15 protein-coding genes are annotated in these 15,081 nt (G+C 72.4%); 7 read left to right on the forward strand and 8 right to left on the reverse strand.

Going from position 1 to position 15,081, the window contains the following annotated elements:
- Window positions 1-6 precede the first annotated feature (6 nt).
- The 4 genes from panB to EV279_RS05845 form a co-directional block, all read right to left on the reverse strand.
- Complete coding sequence (panB, locus tag EV279_RS05830) at window positions 7-891, reverse strand: 3-methyl-2-oxobutanoate hydroxymethyltransferase (RefSeq protein ID WP_133541929.1); 885 nt, start codon at window positions 889-891, stop codon at window positions 7-9.
- On the reverse strand, window positions 888-1,742 hold the full coding sequence (gene panC, locus EV279_RS05835; protein WP_133541930.1) for a pantoate--beta-alanine ligase: 855 nt from the start codon (window positions 1,740-1,742) through the stop codon (window positions 888-890). Before panC ends, panB begins: the two co-directional genes overlap by 4 nt.
- Complete coding sequence (locus EV279_RS05840; protein WP_133541931.1) at window positions 1,739-2,494, reverse strand: DUF2520 domain-containing protein; 756 nt, start codon at window positions 2,492-2,494, stop codon at window positions 1,739-1,741. The genes panC and EV279_RS05840 overlap by 4 nt, the downstream gene beginning before the upstream one ends.
- 73 nt (window positions 2,495-2,567) lie before the next feature.
- On the reverse strand, window positions 2,568-3,644 hold the full coding sequence (locus EV279_RS05845) for a DNA polymerase IV (RefSeq protein ID WP_208109484.1): 1,077 nt from the start codon (window positions 3,642-3,644) through the stop codon (window positions 2,568-2,570).
- Window positions 3,645-3,981: 337 nt separating this feature from the next.
- On the opposite strand from EV279_RS05845, the gene EV279_RS05850 reads away from it, so the two are divergent.
- Entirely contained in the window at window positions 3,982-4,206 is a 225-nt protein-coding gene (locus EV279_RS05850) for a hypothetical protein (protein WP_133541932.1), read from the forward strand.
- A gap of 75 nt (window positions 4,207-4,281) precedes the next feature.
- Window positions 4,282-5,592: an HNH endonuclease signature motif containing protein gene (locus EV279_RS05855; RefSeq protein WP_133541933.1), complete on the forward strand. Its 1,311-nt coding sequence runs from the start codon at window positions 4,282-4,284 to the stop codon at window positions 5,590-5,592.
- Between the two features lie 83 nt (window positions 5,593-5,675).
- Here the strand turns inward: EV279_RS05855 and EV279_RS05860 are convergent, their stop codons facing one another.
- Both EV279_RS05860 and EV279_RS05865 read right to left on the reverse strand, forming a co-directional pair.
- The gene (locus EV279_RS05860; RefSeq protein ID WP_208109485.1) at window positions 5,676-6,818 is read right to left on the reverse strand and encodes a Gfo/Idh/MocA family oxidoreductase; all 1,143 of its coding nucleotides are present in this window, start codon (window positions 6,816-6,818) and stop codon (window positions 5,676-5,678) included.
- Window positions 6,818-7,621 carry a sugar phosphate isomerase/epimerase gene (locus EV279_RS05865; protein WP_133541934.1) on the reverse strand — a complete coding sequence of 268 codons (804 nt, stop codon included), beginning with the start codon at window positions 7,619-7,621 and terminating at the stop codon, window positions 6,818-6,820. The genes EV279_RS05860 and EV279_RS05865 overlap by 1 nt, the downstream gene beginning before the upstream one ends.
- Before the next feature lie 107 nt (window positions 7,622-7,728).
- On the opposite strand from EV279_RS05865, the gene EV279_RS05870 reads away from it, so the two are divergent.
- From EV279_RS05870 to EV279_RS05880, 3 genes are all read left to right on the forward strand, one after another.
- Window positions 7,729-8,331 carry a TetR/AcrR family transcriptional regulator gene (locus tag EV279_RS05870; RefSeq protein ID WP_133541935.1) on the forward strand — a complete coding sequence of 201 codons (603 nt, stop codon included), beginning with the start codon at window positions 7,729-7,731 and terminating at the stop codon, window positions 8,329-8,331.
- Between the two features lie 145 nt (window positions 8,332-8,476).
- Window positions 8,477-10,624 (forward strand): RNA polymerase recycling motor ATPase HelR, encoded by a 2,148-nt coding sequence (helR, locus tag EV279_RS05875; protein WP_133541936.1) that lies wholly within the window; start codon window positions 8,477-8,479, stop codon window positions 10,622-10,624.
- A 24-nt stretch (window positions 10,625-10,648) separates the two neighbouring features.
- Window positions 10,649-11,188 carry a MarR family transcriptional regulator gene (locus EV279_RS05880; protein ID WP_133541937.1) on the forward strand — a complete coding sequence of 180 codons (540 nt, stop codon included), beginning with the start codon at window positions 10,649-10,651 and terminating at the stop codon, window positions 11,186-11,188.
- A gap of 150 nt (window positions 11,189-11,338) precedes the next feature.
- Here EV279_RS05880 and EV279_RS05885 read toward each other — a convergent pair whose 3' ends face one another.
- Entirely contained in the window at window positions 11,339-12,361 is a 1,023-nt protein-coding gene (locus EV279_RS05885) for a substrate-binding domain-containing protein (RefSeq protein WP_133541938.1), read from the reverse strand.
- Window positions 12,362-12,435: 74 nt separating this feature from the next.
- Between EV279_RS05885 and EV279_RS16995 the strand changes: the two genes are divergently transcribed.
- Both EV279_RS16995 and EV279_RS05895 read left to right on the forward strand, forming a co-directional pair.
- A complete protein-coding gene (locus tag EV279_RS16995) occupies window positions 12,436-13,143 on the forward strand; it encodes a ThuA domain-containing protein (protein WP_133541939.1) in 708 nt (235 codons plus the stop codon).
- Window positions 13,122-14,201, forward strand: a complete 1,080-nt coding sequence (locus tag EV279_RS05895; RefSeq protein WP_133541940.1) for a Gfo/Idh/MocA family oxidoreductase — start codon at window positions 13,122-13,124, stop codon at window positions 14,199-14,201. The genes EV279_RS16995 and EV279_RS05895 overlap by 22 nt, the downstream gene beginning before the upstream one ends.
- Before the next feature lie 57 nt (window positions 14,202-14,258).
- Here EV279_RS05895 and EV279_RS05900 read toward each other — a convergent pair whose 3' ends face one another.
- Window positions 14,259-15,017 carry a CDP-alcohol phosphatidyltransferase family protein gene (locus EV279_RS05900; RefSeq protein ID WP_133541941.1) on the reverse strand — a complete coding sequence of 253 codons (759 nt, stop codon included), beginning with the start codon at window positions 15,015-15,017 and terminating at the stop codon, window positions 14,259-14,261.
- Window positions 15,018-15,081 lie beyond the last annotated feature (64 nt).

The raw sequence follows: 15,081 nt of genomic DNA on the forward strand, positions 1-15,081 counted from the left end.
ACGGGCTCAGAGCTCGTCGAGCAGCTCCCGATCGAGCAGCTCCCGGAACCGCGCGGCCTCGCCCGCATCCATCGCATAGCCGTGCTCGGGCTGCGGGTAGGCGCGCGAGCGGACCTCGTCGGCGTAGGCCGACACTCCATCGACCATCGCCGATCGGAGGTCCGCGTAGCGCTTGACGAACTTCGCGGGGCGGCCGTCGTAGATCCCGAGCAGATCGTGGAAGACGAGCACCTGACCATCGGTCGCGCCGCCGGCGCCGATCCCGATGACCGGGATCCGCAGCCGCGGCATGACGGTCTCCGTCACGTCGCCGGGAATGGCCTCGAAGACCACGGCGAAGCAGCCCGCGTCCTGCAGCGCGAGGGCGCTGCGGCACACGGCCAGGGCGTCGTCGGCCGTACGGCCCTGGGAGCGGTAGCCGCCGATCGCGACGGCCGTCTGCGGCGTCAGACCCACATGGCCCATGACCGGGATGCCGGCATCCACGATCGCCCGTGCGCGGTCGACCGTCGTGCCGCCGCGCTCGATCTTGACCGCGTCGCAGCCGGTCGCCTTGACGAAGCGCTGCGCCGTCGCGACGGCCTGCTGGTCGGAGACCTCGTACGAGCCGAACGGCAGATCTGCAATGAGGAGGGGCGTCGACAGCCCGCGCCGGACGGCCGCGGTGAGCACGAGCATCTCGTCGACCGAGATCGGCACGGTGCTGTCGTAGCCGAGGACGGTCATGGCGCCCGAGTCGCCCACGAGCACGATGTCGACACCGGCGGCCTCGGCGATCTGGGCGCTGGGGTAGTCGTAGGCGGTGACCATGACGATGGGACGCCGGGCCGCCTTCTGCTCTGCGAGAGCGGTGAGCGTGATCCTGCGTCGTGCAGTCGGATGGGTGCTCATGACGAGCGCACCTCCAGTGTCCGGTTGTCGATGAGCCGCGCCGCGCCGACGCGCGCCGCGACGAGGAGCAGCGCGGCGGAGTCGACGCGGTCGAGCTCGCGCAGATCGTGGGGCGAGCGCAGCTCGAGGTACTCGGGTTCGATTCCGGATGCCGCGAGCTCTGCCCGGGCCGCGGCGAGAACCTCGTCGGCGCCCGTGCGTCCGTCGTCGACCGCGGCTTCTGCCGCCACGAGCGCGCGATTGAGCGCCGTCGCCCGCGCGCGCGAGTCGGCGTCGAGATAGACGTTCCGCGAGCTCATCGCCAGACCGTCCGGTTCGCGCACGATGGGGCAGGCGACGATGCGCACCGGCAGGTCGAGGTCGCGCACGAGCCGGCGGACGACGAGCACCTGCTGAGCGTCCTTCTGCCCGAAGTATGCGGCGTCCGGGGCCACGATGTGGAAGAGCTTCGTCACCACGGTCGCCACGCCGTCGAAGTGATGCGCACCGCGCGAGGCGCCGTCGAGTACGTCGGTGAGCCCGGCGACGTGGATGCTCGTCGCGAAGCCATGGGGGTAGATCTCGTCGACGGGTGGCGCGAAGAGAAGGTCGACGCCTGCGCCCGCCGCCAGTTCGGCGTCCCGCCGCTCGTCGCGCGGGTACGTCGACAGATCCTCGCCGGCGCCGAACTGCGCGGGGTTGACGAAGAGCGAGACGACGACGAGGCCGCTCTCGTCGCGCGCCCGTCGCATGAGGGAGAGATGACCGTCGTGGAACGCCCCCATCGTGGGAACGAGGCCGACCGTCGCGCCTCGGCCACGGGCCTCGGCCACGGCGCGTCGCACGTCGGCGACGGTGCGGAGGATCTTCACGGGCGCCTCTCCTTGCCGGCCGCCAGCGCGCGCGTGCGCTCGGCCAGAACGTCGAACAGGGGGAGGAGATCGGGATGCCGCGCAACGGCGTCCCGCTGGCGGGCGACCGTGACCTCGTCGCCGCGCGCGATCGGCCCGGTGAGGGCTGCCTCTGGTCCGTGCGCCGCCCAGTTGTCGACCGTCGTGCGCACGAGCGGGGCGAGGAGGCTCCGGGCCTCGGCTCGCGTGAGCCCCGTCGCCGTCGCGATCTCTTCGGCGGCCGCCTGGAGCGTGACGAGGTAGTTCGAGGCGATCGACGCCGCCGCGTGGTACGCCGGGCGCTCCGAGTCGGCGATCTCGAAGGGCGCGGCGCCGAGCATCGCCGCGAGCGATCTCGCGACCGAGAGCGCCTCGGGGGTGCGGCCGGCGATGGCGCAGCCGATGCCCCGGAAGGCCTCCGGGCCCTCGTCCCCGGCGAAGGTCTGCAGCGGGTGGAGCCCGAAGTCGACGTCTGCGATCGTCGTGGCCCCCGATGTGTGGCCGATGTGAGCGGCGGTTGCCGCGGAAGCGCGCGCCGCCTCGGCGATCTGGTGATCCGGTACGCACAGGAGCGCGACCTCGGCCGGCGCCGGCGGCTCGCCACGCCGGAACGGTCCGCGCACCTCGACGCCGGCTTCGGCCAACGCCCTCGCGAGCGCGGTCCCGAGACGGCCTGCGCCGACGATGCTCACCGTCGTGACGGCGCGACGGGAGGGGGCGAAGGCAGGGCTCATGGCGTGATCGTGGTCTCGAGCGGACACCCGCGACGAGTGAAGGTTACGCCGTCGGCGCTCGCGGCCAAAAACGTCACCACCCGCTGCGGGTCGGCGTGTGGTCGCGGCGCGCGTCGTCGGGCATCGCCATCTCGAGTCGCACCCCGAGGAGGCGGAGCGGACGACCCGGCTCGATCCGGCCGACGAGCTCCATCACGCGGGCCAGGATCTCGTCGCGGTCGTCGGACGTCGGGATCTTCTTCGTGAAGGTCTTGGTGAGAAACGGCGCATAGCGCACCTTCAGCCCGAGACCCACGACGGGGCGATCCTCGGCGCGCACGTCGGCGAGCACCTGCTCGAAGAGCTCGAGGGCGGCCTGCTCGATCTCGTGGGTCTCGGAGATGTCGTGCTGGAAGGTCGTCTCACGACCGTGTCCCCGGGCGATCCACGGCGTGTCATCCACGGTCGCCGAGCCGTCGCCGCGCCCGAGCTGCCGATACCACCGTCCCATCTTCGGGCCGAACTCCGCGACGAGCGGACCCTCGTCGGCATGCGCGAGCTCATCGACGGTGTGGATGCCGAGGCCGGCCAGGCGACGCGACACCTTCGTGCCGACTCCCCACAGCTCGATCGCCGGCCGCGCGCCCATGACCTCGAGCCAGTTGTCCTTCGTCAGGCGGAAGACCCCGCGCGGCTTCCCGAACCCCGTCGCGATCTTCGCGCGGACGAGCGTGTCGCCGACACCGACGCTGCAGTGCAGCCGCGTCCGCACGAGCACGGCACGCTGGAGAGCGCGGGCATACCCTTCGGGGTCGTCGGTCGTGACCCCCACGAACGCCTCGTCCCAGCCGAGCACCTGCACGACAGCTCCGGGCTGCGCGCGCAGCTCTGCCATGACCTCGTCCGACGCCTCCCGGTAGGCATCGGCGTCGACGGGCAGGATGACGGCATCCGGCACCTTGCGAGCGGCGATGCGCAGGGGCATCCCGGATCCCACCCCGAACTCGCGCGCCTCGTACGAGGCCGTGGAGACGACGGCGCGCTCGGTCGGGTCTCCCCGGCCGCCGACGATGACCGGCCTGCCGGCGAGCTCGGGACGACGGAGCACCTCGACGGCCGCGATGAACTGATCGAGGTCGACGTGCAGCACCCACCCTCGCGCGTCGCTCATGCGCCCAGTCTGGCCGGGGCCGCCGACGCTCGGGAAGGCCTCGGTGCTTTCGGGAACGCGGCAGCCGTCCGCACGACCGGGATCCGACACGCCGGAGCCGGAGACCCTGCGCGCGGCGTGCTGCTCGGGCGGTCGTGCGTACGGCGTCCTTGCCCGGGAATGTGAGCGACTCGGCGGGGCGGGGGTCCTGCCGCTGATCGCGTCACGAACGCCAGGGGCGGTGGGTGCTTCGACTCCGCCGCCCCTGGTTCAACCCGGGCCGCGGTAGTCACCTAGCGACAGCCTCGGCGCGTGTAAACCCCGTCGCCGCGCCCGCCGGGGAGCGTAGCGTCGGGGCATGGATGCTTCGCACGAGCCGGCCATGGATTCTTCCGCCACCGACGGCATGACCGACGAGGAGAAGCGGCGCGATCAGCTCCTCGCCGCTCCGGACGCGGTCGAGGAGGACGCCGCGCCCCGCATCGACGTGAGCCATCCCGAGGAGGGCGTGACGCGCATCGACATCCGCGACGACGCCCCGGTGCGTCCCGGCAACCCCGAGGAGCCCCCGAGGCCGAACTGACCCCGGCGCCCGGGGCGCTGGATCGTGACTTTCGATCGACGAATGGATGTCGGTGGCCCGGAGTAGTTTCGCGGCATGGAGGGGATCCTGCGCGAGGCGTCCGGTGACGGGTCGCGGCGCGGCATCCTGACTGCGGAGGAGTCGTTGCACTTCGCGTTCTGCGGTGTCGAGGAGGAGCAGTACGACCTCAACCGCCGCGCGGCGTCGCGCGCGGAGCGGCTTGCCGACGCGATCGGGTGGGCGAGGTCGCACCCCGAGATCTACGCGCTGGCCGGTGACGACGATCCGGTGCGGACGGCGGAGCGGTGCGCTGTGCTGGAGGCGTCGGCGCGACTGAACCTGTCCGAGGCGACCGTGCGGTCGCTCGCGGCGACCGCCGATGCAGCGCGGCTGTCGTTGCCGCTGCTTTGGTCGCGGGCGCGGGAGGGGTTCGCGGCGATGACGCAGGTGGACGCGGCGGTGGCGCTGTTGTGTCGGTTCGCCGCGCACGCGGATGCTCTGCCGGAGTTCGACCGCCTGCTGGCCGAGGTGTCGCTGCACGCGTCACCGGCCGCGTTCCGGGCGAAGGCGACACGGCTTGTGCGGCGGCTGGCGCCGCTGCCGGAGGCGGAACTGCATGCGGAGGCGTTCACGCGTCGCCGCGTCGTGGTGCAGGCAGTGGAGGACGGGATGAGCTGGGTCAGCGCGTACGTCGCGACCGTCGATGCGGTCGCGATTCAGCGGAGCCTGACCTCCACCGCGAAGCACTTCTCGAAGGTGCAACGGGACGGGCGGACGCGGGATCAGCTGCGCGCGGACCTGTTCCGGGACCGGCTCACCGGACGCGGCACTCCGGGCGCGGTGAAGACGAAGGTGTTCGTCACCGTCCCGCTGGACAAGCTGGCTCCCGCCGAGCGCGCGTCGGTGCGCCGCACGACGCCGCGGGCCGGGGGCGTCGACCTGAACACCGAGCCGCTGCTGGACACCGGCGGCCCGATCGACGACGCCACCGCGATCCGGCTCCTCCTCGAGGCGGGGACGTTCACCCGCGTGATCACCGACCCGGTCACGGGTGTCGTCCTCGACATGGATCGCCGGTCGCGGAAGGTGACCCGGCAGCAGCGGGAATGGCTTTCCCTCCGCCACGCCCACTGCACCAGAGACGGATGCCGCAGACCCGCCGCCGAAGCCGATATCGACCACTGGATCCCCTACGCCGCACACGGCCCGACCGATGAGGCCAACCTGCACCCGCTGTGCGACCCCGACCACGCCCTCCGCGACACCACCCGCCTGCGATTCCGAAGACGCCCCGACGACTCCGTCGAACTCCGCTTCCCTACCGGTCACACGACCCGGCGACTCCTCGACTCCCTTCCCCCACCCGGCGGCACCCCGCCGTTCTGATCGAGTGAAGCGGGGCGGGAACACCGAATCGGCGCCGCCCGTGGGCGACGCCGGTCCGGGAAGCGACAGGCAGCGGGACCCGCCTAGAGGGTCGCCGCGAGGGGGTCGAAATCCGCGCCGAGCGAGCCGACCTCATCGAGGGTGCTCTCGACGGCGACGAACGCCCGCCGCTCCACGGCTTCCTCGATCGACAGGAGGGTGTCGAGCACGTGATAGCCGAAGCGGCCGGTCGCCACATGCGGGCGCCCGGCGCGGATCGACCGCGCCATGTCGAGCACGCCGAGACCCCTGCCGGCGAGCACTCCCTCCTGCGGCACCTCGATGACCTCCTGCACGACGGGTGCCGGGGGAGTGACGGCCTCTTTCAGCGGCCGCGTGATCGTGATCGCGCCGCCCCCGCCGAAGGTGTTGGGATCCGGGATGACCATCGTCCCCTCGGTGCCGGTGATCTCGACGACGCCGTGGCGGAAGAGGGGCGAGTCGACGCTGTACAGGCTCTGGGCCTGCGCGCCCTCTTCGAACGAGATCAGCGCCGAGACCGTCGACGGGATCTCGACCGGGAACTCCTCTCCCGCGAGCGGGCCCACCTGCACCCGGCGGGTCTCGGAGCCCTTCAGGCCGAGGGCCGCGACGGCCGCGACCGGGCCGAAGACGTGGACGAGCGCCGAGACGTAGTACGGGCCCATGTCCAGCAGCGGTCCGCCGCCGACGGCGTAGAGGAAGCCGGGGTTGGGATGGAAGATCTCGGGACCCTGCCACTGGAAGCTCGTCGATGCGAAGAGCGGGCGACCGATGTCTCCGCGGGCGATGGCCCGCTTTGCGGTCTGGATGCCGGGGCCCAGCACCGTGTCGGGTGCGATGCCGACGCGCAGGCCCGCGGCATCCGCCTTCTCGAGCATCCCGAGCGACGACGCCCGGTCGACGCCGATGGGCTTCTCGCTCCACACGTGCTTGCCGGCCGAGAGGATCGCCTCCGACACTTCGACGTGGGTCGCCGGGATCGTGAGGTTGATGACGATCTCGATGTCGGGGTGGCCGAGCACGACGTCGACGCCACCGGCCGTCGGCACGCCGTACTTGGCCGCCTGTTCGCGAGCGCGCTCCTCGAGCAGGTCGCCGATCGCGAGCACGTGCACGTCCGGGAAGCTCGTCAGATGCGTGAGGTACTGGTCGCTGATGTTCCCCGCGCCGATGAGGCCGACGCCGACGGGCCCCGAGCCGGCCATCAGCGGAGGATCCCGTCGAGGTGCACGCGGCTCTTCTCGATCGCATCGAAGAGGTCGCCGTCGTAGTGGTCGAACTCGACGATCGCGAGCTCGAGGGCGGGCGCGGCGGCGATCGCCTCGGCGAGCGGCACGACGCCCTCGCCGGCGGGCACCTGGTCGGCAGGCGGGTAGGCGGCGAGCGCCCCGGGGTCGAGCGTTCCGTCCTTGGCGTGCACCGCCACGACCCGGTCGCCGAGCCGCTGCAGGAGCTCGACCGGATCGACGCCGCCCCGCTTCACCCAGTACAGGTCGACCTCGAGCACGACGCGCGGGTCGAGGAGGCTTGCGAGCACTTCGAGACCGGTGACGCCGTCGAAGCGGGCCTCGAGCTCGTGCGCGTGATTGTGGTAGCCGACGCGGATCCCCTCGCCCTCGCCGATTTCGGCGGCGGTGTTGAGCAGGCGCGCGGTCTCTTCGATCTGCTCGCGGGTCTCCCACCGTTCGGGCGCGGTGTAGGGGTCGATGACGATCTCCATGCCGAGCGTCTTCGCGGCCGCGAAGACCTCGGCCGGGGGCGGGACAGGCAGCGTCGTTCCGCTTCCGTCGGGGTTGACGAACGACTCCGACGCGAGGAACGCGTGGCCCGAGGGCGCCGAGATGCCGTGCGACGACAGCGCGGCGGCGAGGGGCTCGGCGCGGCGGACGAAGTCGTAGGGCTCCGCGGCGGTGAAGCCCCGGGCCGCGACCTTCGCGAGGGTTCCGTCGAGGTCGCTCTCGAGCGCCTCGCGCAGAGTGAACAGCTGGATGGAGGTACGGGCCGGCATCGGTGAGGACTCCTTGATCGGCGATGAAAGGACGAGGCATCCGCTCGTGCCGCTCACGCTAACACAGAAAACCTCCGCATGGAGGTTTTTGGGGATAGGATGCCGCCATGACCGACGAGGAGCCGCCGGCGCGACCGCGCCGGGCCTACGCGAAAGGCGTCGCGCGGCGCCGGGAGATCCTCGACCGGGCCATCGAGGTGTTCGCGGAGCGGGGCTCAGGCAGGACGAGCCTGCGCACCATCGCGCAGGAGGTCGGCGTCACGCACGCCGCTCTCACGCACTACTTCGGTTCGCTCGAGGAGCTGCTCGTCGAGGTGTACCGGGAGTCGGAGCGCCGCGGGGACGAGCTCGCCCCACACCCGCCCGACGCGACGCCGGTGGAGATCATGCGGGAGTCGGCAAGACGCAACCGCTCGGTCGCGGGCCTCGTGCAGCTCTACTCGACGCTCGTCGCATCCGCCCTCGAGGAGGGACATCCGGCCGCGCGGGAGTTCGCGACGACGCGCTTCGCGGGCCTCCGCGGCGACATCGCGGACCGCGTGCGGCAGAAGCAGCGGGAAGGCGTGCTTCGAGAGGATGCGGATGCCGACGCCGTCGCGGCGCTCGTGATCGCGGCATCCGACGGTCTGCAGACCCAGTGGCTGCTCGACCCGGAGACTCCGCAGGACGCCGCGTTGGCACTGCTCGAGAAGCTGCTCGCCCGCCCCTGAGCGCGTCCCGCCTCCCCTTCCATTCTACGGACGGGGCGGGGGCTTGCGGCAAGGGCCCCCCGAGGGTGCAGAATCGATCCCCGCTTCGCTCTCGCCGCGGCCTCGGGCGTCGTCGGGAGCGCCTTCTCGAAGTGGAGCCCACGCCATGACGCCCCTCACCACGAGCGCGTTCGACCTCCCCCGGAACCTCGCCGCGAAAGCGGATCCGGCCCTCATAGAAGACGACGAGCGGCACTTCGCCGCGATCGCCGCGAGCCTCGCCCAGACGATCGCCGACCTCTCGGGCCGGCTCGACGCCCTCCGCCTGACGCCGGGCGGCGAGGGCCAGGCGGCGCTCGAGCGCGACCTGGAGATCCACCGGGTGAGCGCGCGCCTGCGCGCGCTGCGCCGCTTCGGCCTCGACCTGTGCCTCGGCCGGATCGTTCCCGAGGATGGCGAGCCGGTCTACATCGGGCGATTCGGACTGAGGGATGCCGCGGGCCGGCGCCTTCTCGTCGATTGGCGCGCGCCGGCTGCCGAACCCTTCTTCGCCGCGACGCACGCCGACCCGCGCGGCCTCGCGAGCCGCCGTCGCTACCGCTGGGCGAGCGGACGCGTTCGCGACTACTGGGACGAGGTCTTCACCCCCGAGGGCCTCGCGTCGAGCGCTGCGCTCGACGATCAGTCCGCCTTCATCGCGAGCCTCGGGAGCGACCGGTCGGCGCGCATGCGCGACGTCCTGGGCACGATCCAGTCCGACCAGGACGCCATCATCCGCGCCGGGTCCAAGGGTGCGCTCGTCGTGGACGGCGGGCCGGGCACGGGCAAGACCGTGGTCGCCCTGCACCGAGCCGCCTATCTCCTCTACGCCGACCCGCGCCTCGGCGAGGGAAGCGGTGGCGTGTTGTTCGTCGGTCCGCACGAGCAGTACCTCGCGTACGTGTCCGACGTCCTGCCGAGGCTCGGCGAGGAGTCGGTGCAGACCTGCATGATCCGCGACCTCGTCCGCGAAGGGGCGGCCGCGACGCCCGAGCACGATCCCGCAGTGGCGCGGCTCAAGACCGACGCCCGGATGATCGACGCCATCGAGCCCGCCGTCGCGCTCTACGAGGAGCCGCCGACGACCCGGCTCGTCGTCGATACGCCGTGGGCGGAGCTCGAGCTGACCCCGCAGGACTGGGCCGAGGCCTTCGCCTCGGCGGAGCCCGGCACGCCGCACAACGAGGCGCGCGACGACGTGTGGGAGACCCTCCTCGAGATCCTCGGCGATCAGATCGACGACGAGGTGCCGCTGCACCAGCTCCGCCGCGTGCTGGCTCGCCACGAGGAGCTGAGCCGCGTCTGCCAGCGCGCGTGGCCGCTGGTCGAGGCATCCGTCGTCGTCTCCGACCTGTGGTCCGTCCCGGCGTACCTCCGCCGCTGCGCGCCCTGGCTCGACCCCGCAGAGGTCCAGCTCCTGCAGCGGGCGGATCCCTCGGCCTGGACCGAGGCCGATCTTCCGCTCCTCGACGCCGCCCGTCGGCGGCTCGGCGACCCCGGCGCGTCGCGAAGGAAGCAGCGGCGGGACGCGGCGCTCGCCGCCGAGCGGGCGGAGCGCGAGCGCGTCGCGGACGAGCTCATCGCAGCGGACGACTCCGAGATGCTCGTCATGACGATGCTGCGCGGCCAGGATTTCGTCACCTCTCTCGACGACGAGTCCGCACTTCCCCGTGCCGATGCCGACCTCCTGGCGGGGCCGTTCGCGCACGTCATCGTCGACGAGGCGCAGGAGCTGACGGATGCCCAGTGGCGGATGCTGCTGAGCCGCTGCCCGTCGCGCAGCTTCACGATCGTCGGCGACCGCGCGCAGGCGCGCCACGGGTTCACCGAGTCGTGGGAGGAGCGTCTGGCCCGCGTCGGGCTGCGCGACATCTCGCTCGCGTCGCTCACGATCAACTACCGCACGCCCGAGGAGGTCATGGCTGTGGCCGAGCCGGTCATCCGCGCCGCGATCCCCGACGCCAACGTGCCGACATCCGTCCGGAGCGCGGGGGTGCCGGTGCACTACGGCGCCGCGGCCGAGCGCGACGGCCTCCTCCGCGCGTGGCTCGCGGAACACGCGGAAGGGGAGGGCGTCGCGTGCGTGATCGGCGACCCGACGTTCGCCGGCTCGGCCCGCGTGCGCGCGCTCGACCCCGAGCACGTCAAGGGACTCGAGTTCGACCTCGTCGTGGTCGTCGACCCGGACGGCTTCGGCGAGGGCATCGAGGGCGCGGTCGACCGGTACGTCGCCATGACGCGCGCGACGCAGCGGCTCGCCGTGCTCACGACCTGACCGCGGAGCAAGTACGGTCGATGCATGGCCGTGCGGGATGACGAGGTCGATCTGCTGATCGACGCCTGGTCGCAGCGGCTGCCGGACGTCGACCTGACGCCGCTCGACGTCATGTCGCGGCTGCGCCGGGTCGCGGCGCGACTCGCGCGGCTGCGCGCGAGCGCATTCCGCACAGCGAAGCTCGCCGCATGGGAGTTCGATGTGCTGGCGGCCCTCCGCCGCGCCGATCCGCCGCATCAGCTCGCCCCCGCGCAGCTTATCGAGCGCACGATGACCAGCAGCGCGGGGATGTCGGCGCGGCTCGCCAGCCTCATGGAGCGCGGCCTCATCGAGCGCAAGCGCAACCCGAACGACGGGCGCAGCATCCTCGTCCGCATCACCGACGAGGGCACGATGCGCGTAGACCTCGCCATGCGCGAGCTCGTGCGGCGCGAGGAGGACGCGCTGTCCGAGCTCTCCCCGCGCGACCGCGCGACCCTCATCGAGCTGCTGCGGGTGCTCATGGACGACGTGCCCGGCGACGGCGACGGCGAGGATGCCGGAGCCGAGGCCGACGAGGATTAGCGGCCGGGCCCCCGCGCGCACGCCAGGGCGCACCGGGGGTCCGCTGCTCGGGGTCAGCTCGTCTTGCGATCCCCGCGACTCAGCTCATCGCCCCCTCGCCTATTCGGGGTGAGAGGTGCGCGCCCGTGGGATGACGCGTCCGGGCCGGCGCTAAGGGCCGAGACTCGCCGTCGAACGGCGGGCGACGAGCTCCGTCGGCAGCTCGACCTGGCGGTTGCCGAGGGGCTCGCCCCGTCCCAGCCGGTCGACGAGTTCGACCGCGAGCGCGGCCATGTCGTGGATGGGCTGGCGGATCGTCGACAGCGGCATTCCGCCCGGCGGCCGCGGGTCGTCGTCGAACCCGACGACCCCGATCTCGTCCGGCACGCGCCGGCCCGCGTGCAGCACCGCCGACACGACCGTGTGCGCGACGGCATCGTTGACGGCGAAGACGCCGAGCCGCGCGTCGACGGAGAGCTCGACCAGCCGCCGGATGCCGGCGCGAGACACCCCGCCGACCCAGTCGGCGTCGATCAGCTCGACGCGCGCTCGGGGCAGGAGTCGCGCGAGCTCCTCGCGGAAGCCCTGCTCACGGGCCCGGCCGAAGCGGTAGCGCAGCGCGGTCGTGGCGAAGACGAATCGCTCGTAGCCCTCCGCGACGAGGTGCCGCGCGGCATCCCTCCCGCCCTGGCGGTTCGTCGCGCCCACCGTGACGACACCCGGCTCGGTATCGGACCGGGGATCGAGCACGACGCTCGGCACCGCGAAGTCCGAGAGGCGGTCGAGCTGGCGTCGCGTCGGGGTGATGATGGCGAAGACGACCCCCGACGACCGCCGCGCGGCGACGCGGGCGGGCCAGTCGTCCGCCGGGTCGGTGCGCTCCTTCGTGAGGACGACGTCGTAGCCGAGCGCGAACGCGCGCTCGTGCGCACCGAGGATGACCTGGTGCGTCCAGGGGCCGCCGAGTCCCCCGAGGACGAGCTCGATGAGCCGCGGATCGGTGTGCGCCCGCCGGCCGCGGTTGGTCGTCGCGCGGTCGTAGCCGAGCGCCGTCGCTGCATCGTGCACGGCGCGCCGGGTTGCGAGGGAGAAGTCGCCCCGCCGGGACAGGACGCGTGAGACGGTGCCCGCCGAGACGCCCGCGGCAGCCGCGACGTCGGCGAGCGACGCACGGCGGCTCGCCTCGTCGGTCACCCGTCTATTTTTGCGCAGTAATGAGACGGTGGATGCCTCCGCCTGGCATCGTCGTGGGCCGGAGGTGGTGATCGATGACGACGACCACGCGGAAGGCGCTCGTGGTGCGCGGGGGATGGGACGGACATCAGCCGGTCGCGGCGACGGAGCGGTTCCTGCCCTTTCTGCGGGAGCGCGGATTCGACGTGCGGGTCGAGGAGGCGACGGCTGTCTACGCGGATGCCGGCGCCCTCGCCGAGACGGACCTCATCGTGCAGTCGGTCACGATGTCCGAGATCTCCCGCGAAGAGCTCGAGGGGCTGCGTGCCGCCGTGGCAGCCGGGACGGGCTTCACCGGATGGCACGGCGGGATCGCCGACTCGTTCCGCGCGTCCTCGGACTACCTGCAGCTCGTCGGCGGCCAGTTCGCGACGCATCCCGCCGTCGGTCCGGGCATCGAGCGAGCCGAGGGCGAGGAGTACTACCGCGATCACCGCGTGGAGTTCACCGACCTCGGGCGGAGGCATCCGATCACCGAGGGGCTCGAGGACTTCACTCTGCGCACAGAGCAGTACTGGGTGCTGTTCGACGAGCTCAACGACGTGCTCGCGACGACGACCCATCCGTCCGAGCCGGCGCAGCCGTGGCACCGCGCGCATACGTCGCCTGCCGTCTGGACGCGCGAGTGGGGAGCCGGCCGGATCGTCGTGACGACGCCCGGGCACAGCCTCGACGTGCTCGATCACCCGAGCGTGCGCACCATCATCGAGAGGGGGATGCTGTGGGCAGCGCGCACCGCATAGGCGTCGTGGGCCTCGGCTTCATCTCCGCGGTCTACCTCGAGACGCTCGCCGCGGCCCCCGACGTCGAGATCACGGCCGTCGCCGACCTCGACCGGGCAAGGGCGGATGCCGCGGCCGGCTCGCTTCCGTCGGCGCGGGCCCGATCCGTCGACGCCCTGCTCGCCGCCGACGACGTCGACATCGTGCTCAACCTGACGATCCCCGCGGCACACGCCGACATCGCGCTCGGCGCGATCGCGCACGGCAAGCACGTGTACGGCGAGAAGCCGCTCGCGGTGACCTTCGCCGACGCAGAGGAGATCCTGCGCGCCGCGCGCACGGCGGGGGTGCGGGTGGGCTGCGCGCCGGACACGGTGCTCGGGACCGGCATCCAGACGGCGCGCGCCGTCGTCGATGCCGGGGAGATCGGCCGCCCGATCGCGGCGACGGCGCAGATGGTCACGCCGGGTCACGAGCGCTGGCACCCGAACCCGGACTTCTACTATCGACCGGGCGGCGGTCCGCTTCTGGACATGGGCCCCTACTACGTGACGGCGCTCGTGCAGCTCCTCGGGCCCGTGACGTCGGTCGTCGGAGCGGGCAGCAGACTCCGCTCCGAGCGCGTCATCGCGACCGGGGACCGCGCGGGCCAGGCCGTTCGCGTCGAGGTGGATTCGCACGTGACCGGCATCCTCCACCACGCGTCGGGCGCGCTCTCGACGATCACGACGACCTTCGACGGCACGGCGACGCAGGCGCCGCCGATCGAGGTGCATGGCGAGAACGGCTCGCTGAGCGTGCCCGACCCCAACCACTTCGACGGGGAGGCCTCGGTGCACGAGCTCGGCGGGGACGGCTGGGTTCCCGTCCCGCCGCGGGCCGGGATCGCCGGCACCGCTCGGGGTGCCGGTCTGCTCGACCTCCTCCGCGCGCCCGCCGGGGTGGGGCCGCGCGCGTCAGGAGACATAGCGCTGCACGTGCTCGAGATCATGACGGGGCTGCTCGGCTCCGCGGCATCCGGCTCCCGGGTGGACATGACGACCACCGTCGAGCGCCCTCCTCTCGTCCCGCTCGCCTGAGCGCGGACGGGGATTGCCGCGGCACCGGGCCCGTGCGGCGGCGCGCCCGGGGCGTGGTCAGTCGCCGAGCTCCAGCGGCCTGCCCGCGAGGCCGTCGCCCTCCCACCCGCGGGCGCGCGCGGTCGTGCGGCGGCGCGCGCGGACGAGCCAGAGGACGTCCCTGCCGAAGGACTCCAAGAGCAGGGCGAGCGCGATCCCGACGGCGGTCAGATCCGCCCAGAGCGGCAGGAGTCCCGACACGGCGGCCACCAGTGCGATGCCGGCGACGGCCGTGACCACCTTGCGCCAGTGGCGGTGGGGGAGCGTCGCGTTCATCCAGGGCCACACCCATCCCGCAGCGACGAAGACGTATCGCAGGGCGCCGATGATCACGACCCACCAGCCGAGCTCGGGCGCCACCGCGACGCTCAGGACGAGGAGGAGGAAGGCGTCGACCTCCATGTCGAACCGGGCGCCGAGTTCGCTCACCGTCCCGGTCCGCCGCGCGAGCCAGCCGTCGACGGCGTCGAGGGCGAGAGCCGGGGCGGCCAGCCCCGCGAGGAGGAGCGCCGGCACCTCCTGCGTGAACGAGGTGGCGACGAGGGCCGTCACGATCGCGACGAGCGTCGATCGCGCGAGGGTCGTGGCGTTGGCCGGTCCGAAGCGGCGGAGCCCGCTGCGGCGCAAGCCCCTCGCCAGAAGGACGTTCGACTCGAGAAGGTAGGCGATACCGGCAGACCAACCGAGGGGCGACAGATGAGTCATCGCGGCGACCGCGACCAGGCCGACGAGGCCGCCGGCCACAGACCACAGCGGCGAGAGCTGAACGTTTCGCATCGCGCTGACCGTTCTCCTTCCGTGGTGACCATTCATGACACGGAATCCGCCCATCGCGCAGTTC

This window comes from Microbacterium sp. BK668 (assembly GCF_004362195.1).
Lineage (GTDB): Bacteria > Actinomycetota > Actinomycetes > Actinomycetales > Microbacteriaceae > Microbacterium.